Consider the following 15,045-nt stretch of genomic DNA (forward strand, 5'->3'; position numbering starts at 1 on the left):
GGGCGGGTGGGGCTCACGACGTGGCGTCGCCCTGGCGGCCCGCGGTGCGGCGGGACCTGCCCGGGGCCGCCGCGTCGGTCGTGGCGGCCGTCGTGGCGGTCGCGTCGGCCGACGTGGCGGAGCCGAAGGGATAGGTCTGCTCGTCGGACGACGTCGAGACGGGCACGAGCACCGACGGCGGCAGGTCGTGGGACGCCCGCTGACGGCCCGGGGCCACCCCGTCGAACACGACGCCGATGACGCGCACCTTCACGTTCGTCAGCGCGCGGACGGCCGACACGAGCCGCGGCCGGGTCGACCGGCCCGCCGTGGCGACGATGACGACGCCGTCGGTCAGGCGACCGATCTCGAGCGTGTCGGACGACGTGAGCACCGCGGGGGCGTCGACCACGACGACGTCGTAGCGCTCCCCTGCGGTCTCGAGCAGCAGGGCCATCGATCGCGAGCTCAGCAGCGGGCTCGGGTTGGGCGGCACGTCGCCGGCCGTGAGGATGTCGACGCCGTCGCGCCACGACGTCACGGCGGCGGCGAACTCGAGTCGGCCGACGACGACGTCGGTCAGGCCGACCTCGTCCGAGACGGCGGCGAGCTCGGCGAGACCGCTGCCGCGCAGGTCGGCGTCCACCACGAGCACCTCGAGGCCCCGCTCGGCGAAGGCCAGCGCGAGGTCGAGGGCGACCGCCGCCCTCCCCTCGCGTTCGTCAGCCGCGACCGACGAGACGGCGATGGTCCGGGTGGCCCGGTCGACGTCCGCGAACTGCAGCTGGGCCCGGATGCGACGGAAGTCGTCCGCCGCCGCTCCCTGGGGTTCGTCGGAGAGAGCCAGCACACCACGGTTGCGGCGCGTGACGCTGCCGAGCAACGGCACGAGGTGCAGGTCCTCGACGTCGCGGGCGGTGCGGAGCCTGGTGTCGACCACCGATCGCAGCAGCGCCAGGGCGATGCCGAGGACGGTTCCGACGGCGAGACCGCTCAGGGCGATCAGTCGGCGGTTCGGGCTGATGGGCGACGTCGGGGGCGTGGCCTCGGCGATCGGCGCGACGCTCAGCGTCGAGTTGCCGGCGGTGTTCTCGGGCGACAGCGCCCGGGCCTGCCGGCTCAACGAGATGGTGACCGCGTTCGCGACGTCGGCCGCCCGTTGCGCGTCGCCGTCCACCACGGCGACGTCGATGATGACGGTGTTCAGAGGGTTCTCGGCGGTGATCTGACGTGCCAGCTGCGTCGGGGTCACGTCGAGGCCCATCTGCTGGATGACGGGTTCGAGCACGACCGACGACGTGGCGAGACGCGTGTAGCTCTGCACGAGGTTCTGCGTGTACGACGACCCCTGCAACAGCTCGTTGGGGTCGGAGCCCTCGGTCGCCGAGACGAACACGCTGCTCGTGGCCCGGAACGAGTCGGGCTGCGTCTGGGCGTACGCGTAACCCGCGCCTCCGCCGACGAGGGCGAGGACGACGACGAGGGGCCAACTCTTCAGGAGAGCGCGCCAGTAGTGCTGAGGATCCAACGGACACTCCCGGGTTGAGGTGGTGGAACCTGGCGAGCATACCCGGAGCAGAGAGGTCCTCACGACCCCCGGAGGGGGTGCCCGTGCCCGCGACGGTCAGTCGGCGAGCAGGGCCGTGTCGGCCCAGCGGGTGCCGTGCGGCGTGATCGTCACGCGTCTCGGCTCGTCCAGCACCTCGGGAGCGGGCGCCTCCTGCTCGTCGTCCGGCCCGTGCCCCGCCGACCCGTCGTCCGACGCGTCGACGACCGGCGCCTCGGCCGCCCCGGTCGGACGCTCGACGACGATGTCGAGCCACGACTCGGCGACGCCGTCCAGCAGCCCGGCTCCCCACTCGACCACGACGATCGAGCCCTCGAAGTCGAGGTCCAGGTCGTCGAGCTCGGCCTCGCCCGACAGCCGGTACGCGTCCACGTGCACCAGGGGCGTGCCCGACGCGGTCGGGTGCGTGCGCGCCAGGACGAACGTCGGGCTCGCCACCTGGCCGCGCACCTGGAGCCCCTCGCCGAGGCCGCGCGTGAAGGTCGTCTTGCCGGCGCCGAGCGGTCCGGTCAGCACCAGCAGGTCACCCGCCCGCAGCGACCCGGCCATCCGACGCCCCAGCGCCTCCATGGCCTCGGCGTCGGCGACGGTCAGCTCGACGGGGTCGCCCTGGACGGTCACGGCCGTCCGCCGACGTAGACGCGGGGCACCCGGGCTCCGACGCGGCAGGCGACCTCTTCGGGGATCGTGTCGGTGGCGTCGGCCCACTCGCCGATGGTCATCTCGCCCTGGTCGCCCGGCCCGAACAACACGACCTCGTCACCGACCGCCACGGGGTCGTCGCCCATGTCGACCAGGAACTGGTCCATCGCGACCCGGCCCACGATCGGGCGGGGCGCGCCGTTCACGATGACGTGCACGGTGCCCTGCGCCCGCCGGCTGACGCCGTCGGCGTACCCCAGGGGCACGAGCGCGAGCGTCGTGTCGGACGGAGCACGGAACGTGTAGTCGTACGAGACGCCGGTGCCCGCGGCGACGCGCTTGACCTTGACCACGGACGCGCTCAGCGTGAGCACCTGCCGCAGTCCCCGGTCGGCGGCGGTGACGCCCTCGGTCACGGGGATGCCCAGGCCGTTCGACCCCATGCGCACCATGTCGAAGCGTCGTTCGGGGTGTTCAAGTGCGGCCGAGCTCGACGACATGTGCCGCTTCTCGACGGTGGCCCCGAGCGCCTCGGCCTCGGCCACGGCCTGCTCGAACACGCGGGCCGCGGCCTGGTCGTCGGCCTCGCTCGTCTCGCTGACGTGCGAGAAGATGCCGCGCAGGCGGACCACCCCCTCGTCGCGCAACTCGACGGCACGGGCGACGAAGGCCGGCCAGTCCGAGGGCAGGCACCCCTCGCGGTGCAGGCCCGTGTCGATCGTCAGGTGGACGAGGGCGACACCGCCGCGGGCCCGTGCGACCGCCGCGACGGCGTCGAGCTGGTCGAAGGTCGACACCCCCAGGTCGACCCGCAGGTCGACGGCCGCCTCGAGGTCGTCGGACGGGCTGAGCTGCCAGGCGAAGAACGAGGCGTCGCCGCCGATGCCCAGCCGTCGCATCTCGAGGGCCGGCGCGAGTTCGACCGTGCCGAACCAGCGGATGCCCGCCGCCACGGCCTCGGGCACGAGCACGGGGGCGCCGTGGGAGTAGGCGTCGGCCTTGACGATCGCCAGGATGTCGACCGGGTCGAGACGGGCGATCAACGACTCGAGGTTCGCCCGGTACGCGGCCAGGTCGACCGTGGCCCGTCGCAGGGACGTCGCGGCGCTCATGCGGTGTACCTCCGGGTGAGGCCGGCGGCCAGGCAGGCGACGACCTCGTAGGTGATGCCGCCCATCGCCTCGGCCCAGTCGGCGGCGGACTGCCGACCCAGCGCCGGGTCGCCGAAGAGCACGACCTCGTCGCCGATCTCGACGGGGTCGTCGCCCACGTCGATCACGAGGGCGTTCATGGCGATGCGCCCCCGGACGCGGTAGGTGCGCCGACCGATCGTGACGGAGGCGCGCTCGCTCGCGGCCCGGTCGATGCCGTCCGCGTACCCGACCGGCACGATGGCGATCGACGTGTCGCGCTCGGGACGGAAGAGGTAGCCGTACGACACGCCCTCGCCCGCCGGGATGCGCTTGACGGTGGTCACCGGCGCCGTGACGGTCATGGCCGGGCGCAGGCCGAGCTCGGCGGACGTGCGGTCGGCGTACGGGCTCAGCCCGTAGCTCGCGAGGCCGAAGCGCACCATCGTGGCTCGTGTCCCCACGTAGTCGAGCGCCGCCGCCGAGGCGGCCACGTGCAGCAGGGGCGGCCGCACCCCCCGCTCGTCGAGCATCGCGGACGCCCGGGCGAAGCGGGCCGTCTGCAGGCCGTCGTCCTCGGACGACGCGTTCGACACGTGGGTCATGAGGCCCTCGACCGGCACGACGGCGTCGTGGTCGGCCGCGCGGTCGAACAGCTCGGGCCACTCGGACTCGACGGCCCCGTTGCGGCTCAGACCCGTGTCGATCGCCAGGTGGACCGCGCGGACGCCGGCCGCCACGGCCGCCTCGAGCTGGTCGACGCTCGACACCGCGGGGGTGATGCCGAGCGCCGCGGCCTCGACGAAGTCCTCGTCGGGAGCGTGCAGCCACGCGAGCACCGGCGCCTCGACACCGGCTCGACGCAGGGCCACGGCCTCGGTCAGGTCGGCCACCCCGAGCCAGTCGACGCCGGCCTCGACGAAGGCCCGGGCGCACTCGACGGCACCGTGGCCGTAGGCGTTCGCCTTGACCACGGCCATGACGGCCGACGGCGCGACCGCGGCCCGGAGGACCTCGACGTTGTGGCGCAACGCGGCCGTGTCGACGGTGATGGTGACGTCGTGGGTCATCGGTCCGCCCCTTCGTGGTGTGCGTCGTGGTCGACGGGGGCCCGGCCGTCGCCCTCGGCGACGACGTACGCGACCGCCACCCCGCCGTCGTGGCTGAGCGACAGATGGAGGCGCGAGACGCCTCGCGAGTCGGCGAGCGACCGCGCTCCCCCGCTGAGCACGAGCGACGGGGCTCCCTGGTCGTCGGAGACGACCACGACGTCGTGCCAGCGCACCCCGGTGGAGCCGCCCAGGGACTTGATCAGCGCCTCCTTGGCGGCGAAGCGGGCCGCGAGCGACGGGCGCCCGCGGGGGCTGCCGTCCCGGAGGACGAGCTCGTCGGCTCGGAACAGACGCGTGGCGAGCGCCGGCGTGCGCTCGATCGAGCGGTCGAAGCGTCCGAGGTCGACGACGTCGACGCCGATGCCCACGATCACGTCCTCACCCGCCTGACGCCCTGCCCCGGCTGCACGACCCGCTACTCGACGGTGACCGACTTGGCCAGGTTGCGCGGCTGGTCGACGTCGAGGCCCTTGGCGGCGGCGAGCTCCATGCCGAAGATGTGCAGCGGCACGACCGACAGCAGGGGCTCGAAGAGCGGGGCCGCCAGCGGGATGTGCAGCACCTCGTCGGCGAAGGGCAGCACCGCGGCGTCGCCCTCTTCGGCGATCGCGATGACGCGGGCGCCGCGCGCGCGGATCTCTTGGATGTTCGAGACGACCTTGGGGTGCAACGACCGCGGGTCGCGCGGGCTGGGGACGACGACGAAGACGATCTGACCGGGCTCGATCAGGGCGATCGGGCCGTGCTTGAGCTCGCCGGCGGCGAAGCCCTCGGCGTGGATGTAGGCCAGCTCTTTCAACTTGAGCGCACCCTCGAGGGCGATGGGGTAACCCACGTGACGCCCGAGGAACAGCACCGACCGGGTGTCGGCCATCCAGCCGGCGAGGGTCTTGATGCGCTCGGACGACTCGAGCACCTGCTCGATCTTGCCGGGGATCTCGTGCAGGTCGGTGACCTGCTCGGCGATGGCCTCGGCACTGAGCGTGCCGCGCAGGGTCGCCAGGTGCAGGCCCAGCAGGAAGAGCGCGGTGCCCTGGGCGACGAACGCCTTGGTCGACGCGACGGCGACCTCGGGGCCCGCGTGCGTGTAGAGCACGGCGTCGGACTCGCGCGGGATCGTGGAGCCCTGCGTGTTGCAGATCGACAGCACCTGGGCGCCCTGCTCTCGGGCGTACTTGACGGCCATCAGGGTGTCCATCGTCTCGCCCGACTGGCTGATCGACACCACGAGGGTCTTCTCGTCGAGGACCGGGTCGCGGTAGCGGAACTCGTGCGCCAGCTCGACCTCGACGGGGATGCGGGCCCACTGCTCGATGGCGTACTTGCCGAGGATGCCGGCGTAGGCGGCGGTGCCACAGGCGATGACGATGACGCGGTCGACGGTCAGGAGGCGCTCGCGCACGCCGTCGAGCTCGGTCAGGGTCACGGCGCCCTCGGCGGTGATGCGGCCGAGCAGCGTCTTGGCGACGGCCTCGGGCTCCTCGCTGATCTCTTTCGCCATGAAGCTGGACCAGCCGCCCTTGTCGGCGGCCGAGGCGTCCCAGTCGACCTCGAACTCGGTCGTCTCGACGGGCGCCCCGGAGAAGTCGACGACCTCGACCGAGTCGGGACGGATCGTCACGAGCTGGTCCTGCCCGATCGACATGGCCCGACGGGTGTGGGCGACGAAGGCCGCGACGTCGCTGCCGAGGAAGTTCTCGCCCTCGCCCAGGCCGATGACGAGGGGCGAGTTGCGGCGGGCGCCGACGACGACGCCCGGCTGGTCGGCGTGCACGACGAGCAGCGTGAAGGCGCCGTCGAGGGTGTTGACGACCGTGCGCAGGGCCTCGGTCAGGTCACCGGAGGAACGGTAGGCCCGGGCCACCAGGTGCGCGGCGACCTCGGAGTCGGTCTCGCTGAGGAACTCGACGCCCTCGGCGAGCAGCTCGGCCTTGAGCTCGGAGAAGTTCTCGATGATGCCGTTGTGGATGAGGGCGAGCTTGCCGTCGTCCGCGAGGTGGGGGTGCGCGTTCGCGTCGGTCGGGCCACCGTGGGTCGCCCACCGGGTGTGGCCGATGCCGGTCGTGCCGTCGGTGAGCGGCGTCGCCTCGAGGTCGTCGACGAGCACCTGCAGCTTGCCGGCCTTCTTGCGGGTGCCGAGGTCGCCCGTGGCGTCGATCACGGCGACTCCCGCCGAGTCGTACCCGCGGTACTCGAGTCGCTTGAGGCCGCCCAGCAGCACCTCGATGCTCTTGTCACCCGTTCCGACGTATCCCACGATTCCACACATGGGGTCGATCCTAGAGGTTCCCGTCCGAGAGCCCGGCGGGCCGTGCCGACTCGCGTCGACCCCGGACCGGTAGCCTCGTGCGCATGGCCGAAGCCAACCCGACGACCGCGCCCTCCGCCGTGCACGCGAGCCCCTTCGTCGAGATCGGGCGCGACGCCTGGGCCGACCTGGCCCCGACGACGCGCCTGCCGCTGACCGAGACCGAGATCGTCCAGCTGCGCGGCCTCGGCGACCGCCTCGACATGCGCGAGGTGCAGGACGTCTACGTCCCGCTCAGCCGCCTCCTCAACCTCTACGCCGCCGGCGCCCGCAACCTGCACCGGGCCACGAGCGACTTCCTCGGCGAACGGGCCCAGCGCACGCCCTTCGTGATCGGCGTCGCCGGGTCGGTGGCCGTCGGCAAGTCGACCGTCGCGCGCCTCCTGCGGGAGCTGCTCAGCCGCTGGGACGACACCCCCCGCGTCGAGTTGGTGACCACCGACGGGTTCCTCTACCCGAACGCCGAACTCGAACGCCGCGGCATCATGAGCCGCAAGGGGTTCCCCGAGTCGTACGACCGCCGCCACCTGCTGCGGTTCGTCTCGCAGGTCAAGAGCGGCGCCGAAGAAGTGCGGGCGCCGTTCTACTCGCACACCAGCTACGACATCATGCCGAGCGCCGAGGTCGTCGTGCGGCGGCCCGACATCCTGATCGTCGAGGGTTTGAACGTGCTGCAGCCCGCCGTCGCCGGCCGGCTCGCCCTGAGCGACCTGTTCGACTTCACGGTCTACGTCGACGCCCGCACCGGCGACATCGAGAACTGGTTCGTCGAACGGTTCCTCGCGCTGCAGAAGGGCGCGTTCACCCAGGAGCGCTCGTTCTTCCACCGTTTCGCCGACATGAGCGAACCCGAGGCGCGGTCGTTCGCCTCGGGCATCTGGAAGTCGGTCAACGAGCCCAACCTGATCGAGAACGTGCTGCCGACCCGGTCACGGGCGACGCTCGTCCTGCGGAAGGCGGCCGACCACAAGGTCAGTTCGGTCCTGCTGCGCAAAATCTGACCCGCGGCGACGCCGGGCCGGCTCAGGCGCCGCGTCCGGTCAGGCGCCGCAGCCGGTCGCGCACCGCGTCCGGTCGGGCGCCGCGTCCGGTCGCGCACCGCGTCCGGTCGCGCACCGCGTCCGGTCGCGCACCGCGTCCGGTCAGGAGGCGCGGGTGACGTCACCGGGACGTCGCGCCCCGTCCGCCGCCCGGGTCAGAGGGCGAGTCGCTCGCGCACGACGTCGGCCAGCGAGTGGGCGACGCGGTCGGCGGTCGGTTGGTCGGCGGCCTCGACCATCACGCGCACCACGGGCTCGGTGCCCGAGGGGCGGAGCAGCACGCGGCCGGTGTCGCCGAGCTCGGCCTCGAACCGGCGGACGGCCTCGGCCACGCCATCGTCGGACGCGGCTCGCGAGCGGTCGACGTCCCGCACGTTGATCATGATCTGCGGGAAGACCGTCATGACCGAGGCGAGCTCGGCCAGGCTCTTGCCGGTCGCGGCCATGCGGGCCACGAGCGAGAGACCGGTGAGGATGCCGTCGCCGGTGGTGGCGTAGTCGGCGAAGACGATGTGGCCGGACTGCTCGCCGCCGAGGGTGAAGCCGTGCTCGTTCATGTCCTCGAGCACGTAGCGGTCGCCGACCTTGGTCTGGCGGACCGTGATGCCGTGCTCGGCCATGGCGCGGATGAGGCCGAGGTTGCTCATCACCGTGGCGACGAGCGTGTCGTCGACGAGGGCGCCACGTTCTTTCTGCGCCAGGGCGATGATGGCCATGATCTGGTCGCCGTCGACCACGGCGCCGGTGGCGTCGACGGCCAGGCAGCGGTCGGCGTCGCCGTCGTGCGCGATGCCGACGTCGGCCCCGTGCTCGAGGACGGCCTTCGCGAGGTTGTCGAGGTGGGTCGACCCCACGCCGTCGTTGATGTTCACGCCGTCGGGATCGGCGCCGATCAGGGTGACCGTCGCGCCGGCGTCGGTGAACACCTCGGGCGAGACGGCCGAGGCGGCCCCGTGGGCACAGTCGAGGACGACGTGGATGCCGTCGAGTCGGTTGGGCAGGGCGCCGAGGAGGTGCAGCACGTAGCGGTCCTCGGCGTCGGCGAACCGACGGATGCGGCCCACGTCGCCACCGATCGGCATCAACTGCGGATCGGCCATGGCGGCCTCGATGCGGTCTTCGACCTCGTCGGGGAGCTTGGTGCCGCCGAAGGCGAAGAACTTGATGCCGTTGTCGGGCGCGGCGTTGTGCGAGGCGCTGATCATCACGCCGAAGTCGGCGCCGATGTCGTCGACCAGGAAGGCCGCGGCGGGGGTCGGGATGACTCCGGCGTCGAGCACGTCGACACCCGAGCTGGCGAGCCCGGCACAGACGGCCGCAGTGAGGAACTCACCGGAGATGCGGGGGTCGCGCGCGACGACGGCGACGGGGCGCCGCCCCTCGGCACGACGGGCATCGGCGTGATGCCCCTTCGTGAGCACCACCGCGCTCGCCTGGGAGAGCCCCAGGGCGAGCGCGGCGGTCAGCTCACGGTTGGCGAGGCCTCTGACACCGTCGGTACCGAACAAACGCGACATCGCGAGACCTGCCTTGTGTGGTGCTGGTTAGCGCTTCGAGAACTGCGAGGCCTTGCGGGCCTTCTTGAGACCGGCCTTCTTGCGCTCGATGACGCGGGCGTCACGGGTGAGGAAGCCGGCCTTCTTGAGCGTGGCGCGGTTGTTCTCGCGGTCGATCTCGTTCAGCGCACGGGCGATGGCGAGACGGAGGGCACCGGCCTGGCCCGAGGGGCCACCACCGGTGACCTTGACGGCCACGTCGTACGAGCCGAGCAGGTCGAGGACCTTGAACGGGTCGTTGATCAGCTGCTGGTGCAGCTTGTTGGGGAAGTAGTCCTCGAGGGTGCGACCGTTCACGACGATCGTGCCGGAGCCGGGCGTGAGGCGCGCACGAGCGATGGCCTCCTTGCGGCGACCGACGGCGGAACCGCCGACGCTCAGCACGGGGCGGGGCGTCGCGGCGGCCTCGGGGGCCGAGCTCTCGGTGGTGAAGCTCTCGGGAGCCTGGTCGATGGAATCTGCGATCTGAGCCACTGTGTGGGGGTCCTTAAGTCTGAAGGCGGACGCTACTGGGCGACCTGGTCGAGGGTGTAAACCGTGGGCTGCTGAGCAGCGTGGGGGTGCTCGGCACCCGCGTACACCTTCAGCTTCTTGATCTGGGCACGGCCCAGCGAGTTCTTCGGCAGCATGCCACGGATGGCCTTCTCGACCGCGCGGGTGGGGTGCTTCTCGACCATCTCGGAGTACGTGGTGGCCGTGATGCCGCCCGGGTAACCCGAGTGACGGTAGTAGAGCTTCTCGGCCAGCTTGGAGCCGGTGAGGGCCACCTTGTCGGCGTTGATGACGATGACGAAGTCGCCCATGTCCATGTGGGGGGCGAAGGTCGGCTTGTGCTTGCCGCGCAGCAGGGCTGCCACGTGGCTCGCGAGGCGGCCGAGCACGACGTCGTTGGCGTCGATGATCAGCCAGTTCGGCTGAACGTCAGCCGGCTTGGGGGAGAAAGTGCGCGTCACAGTAGTGCTGCTTTCTGGTCGAGGTGAGAGGTTCGTGAATCCCGCTCCGTTGCCGTTGTCACCGCAGATGCGATGAGAACGAGTCAGGTGGAGGGCTCAACTTCGGGCGAAAGCGCGCAGTTGCGCAGACACCAAGGGTTCACGTTACCCGACACGGGCCGGACGGTCAACCATCGCCCGCCTCGCCCCGGGGAGTCACTCCCCCAGCTGATCGTGCGAACGCTTCACCTGCGTCAGGGCCACCCGGGCGGCCATCTCGGCGTCGGGCGGGTAGCCGACCTCGACCATCGTGAGACCGTGCGCGGGCACGACCCGGAACTCGCCGTTGCGCTGGGCCTCGCGCCGCACGCCCACCGCACGATGCGCCTCCATCGCTCCCTCGCCGACGGCCACGCAGGCGCCCACGAGGTTGCGCACGAGGTTGTGGCAGAACGCGTCGGCCTGCACCGAGGCGACGAGCACGCCGTCGGCCTCGCGCCTCCACGAGAACTCCTGCAGCTCGCGGATGGTGGTCGCGTAGTCGCGGTGACGGCAGTACGCGGCCCAGTCGTGCAGGCCGAGCAGGCCGGACGCCGTCGCGTTCATGAGCTCGAGGTCGAGGCGTTGGTCGTACCAGAGGGTGTGGCTGCGCCTCGTCGGGTCGCGTTCGGCCCCCCGGTCGGCGATGCGGTACTCGTACCGGCGCCAGAGGGCGCCGAAGCGGGCGTGGAAACCCGGAGGCGCGACTCGCGCACCCGAGATCACGATCTCGTCGGACGCGCCCGCGAGCCCGTTCAGCCGCCGTGCCAGCACGGTCGGGGCGTCGAGCGGGGACTGGTCGCGCATGCCGCGGTGCGGCTTCTGCAGCTGGGCGATCTGGGCGTCGGTGAGGTCGAGGTGCACCACCTGCCCGCGCGCGTGCACGCCGGCGTCGGTGCGACCCGCCACGGTCACGGTCGGCACGTCTCCCAGCCGACGGAAGAGCGTCTGCAGAGCGGCCTCGATCTCGCCCTGCACCGTGCGGCGGCCGGGTTGTTCGCTCCAGCCCGAGAAGCCGGTGCCGTCGTACGCCACCCCGAGGCGGAGGCGCGTCAGGGCCGGGGCGTCGATCGTCACCCGACGATCCTACGGGGCCGACACCGCGCCTCCTCGGCCTGTCGGGTGGGCGGACGACGACGGCGGCCGCGACCCGGTCACCCGGGTCACGACCGCCGTCGGGCGCCTCCGCCTAGCCCATGCGGGAGGCGCGGTGCCGGACCACGAGGACCGTGCCACCCATCGCCATCAGCACCAGGGCGAGCGCCAGCCACCCGGCCAGGGGCGCGGAGCCCGTGAAGGCGAGCGAGCCGTCCGCGGTCGGTGCGGTCGTGCCCGGGGTGACCGCCCCGGGACCGGCACCCGGCACGGTCGGACCGGCTCCGGCTCCGGGCGTCGCGCCCGGGTCGGTCACCGGCGGGGCGGGGTCGACGGGAGCGGCGAGCAGCGACACCCCGACGACGACCGGGTCGTGGTCGCTCGAGCGGAACTGGTCGGGCTGGTACAGCTGCTCGGCGTTGTAGTTGAAGCGGCTGTACTCGAGGCCGATGCCCTCACCCGAGTTGATGTTCCAGATGTCCACGCCCGTGACGGCCTCGGCCGCGGCGGGCGAGGCGAGCACGTGGTCGAGGGACCCGCTGAGGCCGCTGAAGACGTAGCTGTACTCGTCGGTCCCGGTCGAGCCGAGGTCGACGTAGCCGGCCTGGCGGAGCACCTCGATCGGGTCCTCCTGGCTGTAGGCGTTGAAGTCGCCGAGCAGGAACACCTTGTCGGTCCCCGCAGCGGCCTCACGCTCGGCGGCGAAGGCGACCAGGGCGTTCGCCTGGTTGACGCGCGAGCCGTTCGAACCGCCCTGACCGTCCCCCTGGTCGGCGTCCGGGCCCGAACCACTGCCCTTCGACTTGAAGTGGTTCGCGATCGCGACGAAGGTCGACCCGGCGTCACCGCCGACGGGCCGGAAGGCCTGCGCGAGCGGCTGCCGGGCGTTGCTGAACGCGGCCGATCCGGTCAGGATCGTCGACCCTCCGACGGGCTCGGCGACGGCCTTCTTGTAGATGAAGGCCAGACGGATGACGTCCTCGTTGGCGGGCAGCGCCTCCGGTGAGCGCGCGTAGTCCCAGACCTCGCTGCCGGCCGCGGCGTTGAGCGCCCCGACCAGGGTCGCGAGTGCGGAGTCGCGGTCCTCGCCGAAGCGGGCCGAGTTCTCAATCTCCTCGAGCGACACGACGTCGGCGCCCAGGGCGGTGATCGCCGTGACGATCTTCACCTGCTGGCGGGCGAGGTTCTCGGCGTTCGCGGCACCACGAGCGTCGCAGCCGCTGTTCACCGTCACCGGCGCACCCGCGCGGTCCGTGTAGAACGTGCAGCCGCGCAGCTGGTCGCCCGTCGTCGTGAAGTAGTTGAGCACGTTGAAGCTGGCGAGCTTCAGGTCGCCTCCCACCTCGCGCGGGGCGTCGGTCCGGATGTCCTCGAACGTGACGGGCAGGTCGCCGTAGGCCGTGTCGCCCGTGAGGCGGGCGGTCGGCTGGTACTTCCAGGCCGAGTTGCGGAAGTCGAACACGACCGGCTTCGTGAAGGCGACCGAGGCGCCCACCGTGACGGGGTTCTCGTTCGAGAGGTAGGGCAGCGGGATCGACTGGTTGGCCGCGGTGAAGAAGTTCGTCGTGGCACCGTCGTCGAGGGTCACTGCACGGGCCGCGTTGTCGGCGACCACCGCCGCGTAGCCGGGCGAACCCGGTCGGGCGACCTCGGTGGGCTGGATCAGCGGCCGGTCACCCGAGGCGAGCTTGACCTCGCCGTACTGGTTCGTCGTGTAGGTGTCCGCGACGGTGAACTCGCCCTGAGGCAGCACGAGCATGCTCTCGAGCGTCTCGCGCTGGGCGTCGGTGGCGGGCAGGCCGACGGTCGCCGCCCGCGGCGCCACCACGCTCGAGGCGTCGAGCGCCCGGAGCGACGCCGCACCGGTGACGGTGATCTGCGTCAGGCCGAAGAACTCGGTGACGGTCCCGTCGACCTCGACGTAGTCGCCGACGGCGACCGAGGAGGCGGTGCTCGCGGAGTACACGAACAGCGCGTCCGACGCGACGTGCGTCGCCAGGTCGAGTGCGCCACCGGTGCCCGGGGTCTGGATGACGTAGCCGTCGAGGCCGCCCGTGGGGTAGGTGGCCGTGACGACGCCCCGCGTGGTCACCGTGCGACCGACGAGAGGGCTCGTGCCGGTCGCACCCTGGATCTGGGCGACCGTCACGTCGGCCTCGGGGGTCGGCTCGGGCTGCGGCTCGGGCTCCGGACCGGGCTCGGTGCCCGTGCCGCCGGAGTTCTGCGGGGTGACGGTGGTCTGCGTCGAGAAGTCGGCCGCGTTGACGTCGGTGTCGACACCAGCGGTGCGGGCCAACGAATTGGGCGTCGGGTTCGTTCCCGTCACGGGAGCGACGGTCGTCTCGAAGGTGTTCGAGGCGCCGTAGCCGAGCAGGTCGACCACGCCCGGCGTCCCGGCGGGGACCGAACCGGGTGCGAGCGTCAACGGAACGGCGCCGTTCGACAACAGGACCGTTCCCGTGGTGCCGCTCGGGTTGAGCGAGGCACTCGCGTCGGGGGCGGGCAGGTCGGCGCCCGTGGTGCCGTTGCCCGGGATCGCCACGAGGAAGTAGCCACCGGCCGCGATGGTGCCGGCGAGTTCGGCGGCGGAGAACTGCCCGGCGCCCGTCGCCGAGCGGTACTGCAGGGACCAGCCGGCCAGCGACACCGACGCCGTCGTGGGGTTGTACAGCTCGACGAACTTGCGGTTGAAGGGAGCGTTGGCGCTGCCTCCCTTGAGGTAGGCCTCGTTGATGACCACCGACGAACCGTCGGGCGCGGCGAGGGCAGGCGCGGCGGTCGCGAGAGGGGCGAGCCCGAGCGCGAGGGCCATGCCCGTCGTGAGGGCGAGGGCCTTGAGTGGGCGGGGGCGTGGCGACATGACGTCCTTCGTGATCGGGTCGGGCTCCGGTCACCGTAGGCGGCACAGGTGCACCACAGGTGTCGCAGAACAATCGCCAAGGTAAACGACCCCCGCCCGGGGGGCCAGTCCTCACTTGTGCGGACCCCTCCTGCTCCCTGCACGACGAAGGGCCCGTCACCTCGCGGTGACGGGCCCTCCGGGTGGTGCTGGTGGGACTACTTGGCTGCTTCGTCGTCCGACTTCGCAGCAGCGTCGGCCTCGACCTCGTCGGCGGCAGCCGTCTCGGTCTCGGTCTCGACGGGAGCCGACTCCTCGACGGTCTCGGTCTCGTCGACGGGAGCCTCGGTGGGCTCCTCGGCGACGGGCTCGGCGACCGGAGCCGCCGCGGCGGTGGTCTTCGAGTTCTTGACCTTGGGGCTCACGGGCTCGAGGACGAGCTCGATCGACACCATCGACGCGTTGTCACCCTTGCGGAAGCCGAGCTTCGTGATGCGGGTGTAGCCGCCGTCACGGTTCTCGACCAGCGGGGCGATCTCGGTGAAGAGGATGTGGGCGGCCTCTTTGTTGTTGCGCAGGGTCTGCATGGCGCGACGACGCGAGTGCAGGTCGCCACGCTTCGCGAAGGTCACGAGACGCTCGGCGACGGGACGGAGGCGCTTGGCCTTGGTCTCGGTCGTCTTGATCGTCTTGTGCTCGAAGAGCGAGGCGGCCAGGTTGGCCAGCATGAGGCGCTCGTGCGCCGGGCCGCCTCCGAGGCGGGGTCCCTTGGTGGGCTTGGGCATTGTCTGTTCCTAAGTGAGTCG

The 15,045-nt window shown here is 71.8% G+C and carries 13 protein-coding genes; 1 reads left to right on the plus strand and 12 read right to left on the minus strand.

What is annotated here, in order from left to right; translation table 11 throughout:
* Window positions 1–13: 13 nt before the first annotated feature.
* The 6 genes from ARTHRO9V_RS13010 to glmS all read right to left on the minus strand — a co-directional run bounded on the left by ARTHRO9V_RS13010 (window position 14) and on the right by glmS (window position 6,699).
* The gene (locus ARTHRO9V_RS13010) at window positions 14–1,507 is read right to left on the minus strand and encodes a polysaccharide biosynthesis tyrosine autokinase (RefSeq protein ID WP_159827790.1); all 1,494 of its coding nucleotides are present in this window, start codon (window positions 1,505–1,507) and stop codon (window positions 14–16) included.
* Window positions 1,508–1,603: 96 nt separating this feature from the next.
* Window positions 1,604–2,116 (minus strand): tRNA (adenosine(37)-N6)-threonylcarbamoyltransferase complex ATPase subunit type 1 TsaE, encoded by a 513-nt coding sequence (gene tsaE / locus ARTHRO9V_RS13015; RefSeq protein WP_159828764.1) that lies wholly within the window; start codon window positions 2,114–2,116, stop codon window positions 1,604–1,606.
* Window positions 2,117–2,163: 47 nt separating this feature from the next.
* On the minus strand, window positions 2,164–3,300 hold the full coding sequence (gene alr, locus ARTHRO9V_RS13020; RefSeq protein ID WP_159827793.1) for an alanine racemase: 1,137 nt from the start codon (window positions 3,298–3,300) through the stop codon (window positions 2,164–2,166).
* The gene (alr, locus tag ARTHRO9V_RS13025; protein ID WP_159827797.1) at window positions 3,297–4,388 is read right to left on the minus strand and encodes an alanine racemase; all 1,092 of its coding nucleotides are present in this window, start codon (window positions 4,386–4,388) and stop codon (window positions 3,297–3,299) included. The genes alr (ARTHRO9V_RS13020) and alr (ARTHRO9V_RS13025) overlap by 4 nt, the downstream gene beginning before the upstream one ends.
* Window positions 4,385–4,804 (minus strand): holo-ACP synthase, encoded by a 420-nt coding sequence (locus ARTHRO9V_RS13030; RefSeq protein ID WP_056043525.1) that lies wholly within the window; start codon window positions 4,802–4,804, stop codon window positions 4,385–4,387. Before ARTHRO9V_RS13030 ends, alr (ARTHRO9V_RS13025) begins: the two co-directional genes overlap by 4 nt.
* A 41-nt stretch (window positions 4,805–4,845) precedes the next feature.
* A complete protein-coding gene (gene glmS, locus ARTHRO9V_RS13035; protein WP_159827800.1) occupies window positions 4,846–6,699 on the minus strand; it encodes a glutamine--fructose-6-phosphate transaminase (isomerizing) in 1,854 nt (617 codons plus the stop codon).
* Window positions 6,700–6,782: 83 nt separating this feature from the next.
* Here glmS and coaA point away from each other — a divergent pair, with 83 nt between their 5' ends.
* Entirely contained in the window at window positions 6,783–7,739 is a 957-nt protein-coding gene (gene coaA, locus ARTHRO9V_RS13040; RefSeq protein WP_123571284.1) for a type I pantothenate kinase, read from the plus strand.
* Between the two features lie 194 nt (window positions 7,740–7,933).
* On the opposite strand, the gene glmM is transcribed toward coaA, so the two are convergent.
* The 6 genes from glmM to rplQ all read right to left on the minus strand — a co-directional run bounded on the left by glmM (window position 7,934) and on the right by rplQ (window position 15,024).
* Window positions 7,934–9,295: a phosphoglucosamine mutase gene (glmM, locus tag ARTHRO9V_RS13045; RefSeq protein ID WP_159827803.1), complete on the minus strand. Its 1,362-nt coding sequence runs from the start codon at window positions 9,293–9,295 to the stop codon at window positions 7,934–7,936.
* 27 nt (window positions 9,296–9,322) lie between these two features.
* Window positions 9,323–9,808 (minus strand): 30S ribosomal protein S9, encoded by a 486-nt coding sequence (rpsI, locus tag ARTHRO9V_RS13050; RefSeq protein ID WP_082059799.1) that lies wholly within the window; start codon window positions 9,806–9,808, stop codon window positions 9,323–9,325.
* Between the two features lie 32 nt (window positions 9,809–9,840).
* Complete coding sequence (gene rplM, locus ARTHRO9V_RS13055) at window positions 9,841–10,287, minus strand: 50S ribosomal protein L13 (RefSeq protein ID WP_043593314.1); 447 nt, start codon at window positions 10,285–10,287, stop codon at window positions 9,841–9,843.
* Window positions 10,288–10,482: 195 nt separating this feature from the next.
* Window positions 10,483–11,382, minus strand: coding sequence for a tRNA pseudouridine(38-40) synthase TruA (locus tag ARTHRO9V_RS13060; protein ID WP_236557048.1), 900 nt, complete (start codon window positions 11,380–11,382; stop codon window positions 10,483–10,485).
* A 112-nt stretch (window positions 11,383–11,494) separates the two neighbouring features.
* Entirely contained in the window at window positions 11,495–14,260 is a 2,766-nt protein-coding gene (locus ARTHRO9V_RS13065) for an ExeM/NucH family extracellular endonuclease (protein ID WP_236557049.1), read from the minus strand.
* Between the two features lie 197 nt (window positions 14,261–14,457).
* A complete protein-coding gene (gene rplQ, locus ARTHRO9V_RS13070; RefSeq protein ID WP_043593320.1) occupies window positions 14,458–15,024 on the minus strand; it encodes a 50S ribosomal protein L17 in 567 nt (188 codons plus the stop codon).
* Window positions 15,025–15,045: the final 21 nt, after the last annotated feature.

The organism is Frigoribacterium sp. 9N, from assembly GCF_902506305.1.
Classification (GTDB): Bacteria; Actinomycetota; Actinomycetes; order Actinomycetales; family Microbacteriaceae; genus Frigoribacterium.

Excerpts from the sequence above, each read along its gene's own strand:
- tsaE (WP_159828764.1), bottom strand. The coding sequence starts at position 2,116 with ATGGAGGCGCTGGGGCGTCGGATGGCCGGGTCGCTGCGGGCGGGTGAC.
- alr (WP_159827793.1), bottom strand. The coding sequence starts at position 3,300 with ATGAGCGCCGCGACGTCCCTGCGACGGGCCACGGTCGACCTGGCCGCG.
- alr (WP_159827797.1), bottom strand. The coding sequence starts at position 4,388 with ATGACCCACGACGTCACCATCACCGTCGACACGGCCGCGTTGCGCCAC.
- glmS (WP_159827800.1), bottom strand. The coding sequence starts at position 6,699 with ATGTGTGGAATCGTGGGATACGTCGGAACGGGTGACAAGAGCATCGAG.
- coaA (WP_123571284.1), top strand. The coding sequence starts at position 6,783 with ATGGCCGAAGCCAACCCGACGACCGCGCCCTCCGCCGTGCACGCGAGC.
- glmM (WP_159827803.1), bottom strand. The coding sequence starts at position 9,295 with ATGTCGCGTTTGTTCGGTACCGACGGTGTCAGAGGCCTCGCCAACCGT.
- ARTHRO9V_RS13065 (WP_236557049.1), bottom strand. The coding sequence starts at position 14,260 with ATGTCGCCACGCCCCCGCCCACTCAAGGCCCTCGCCCTCACGACGGGC.
- rplQ (WP_043593320.1), bottom strand. The coding sequence starts at position 15,024 with ATGCCCAAGCCCACCAAGGGACCCCGCCTCGGAGGCGGCCCGGCGCAC.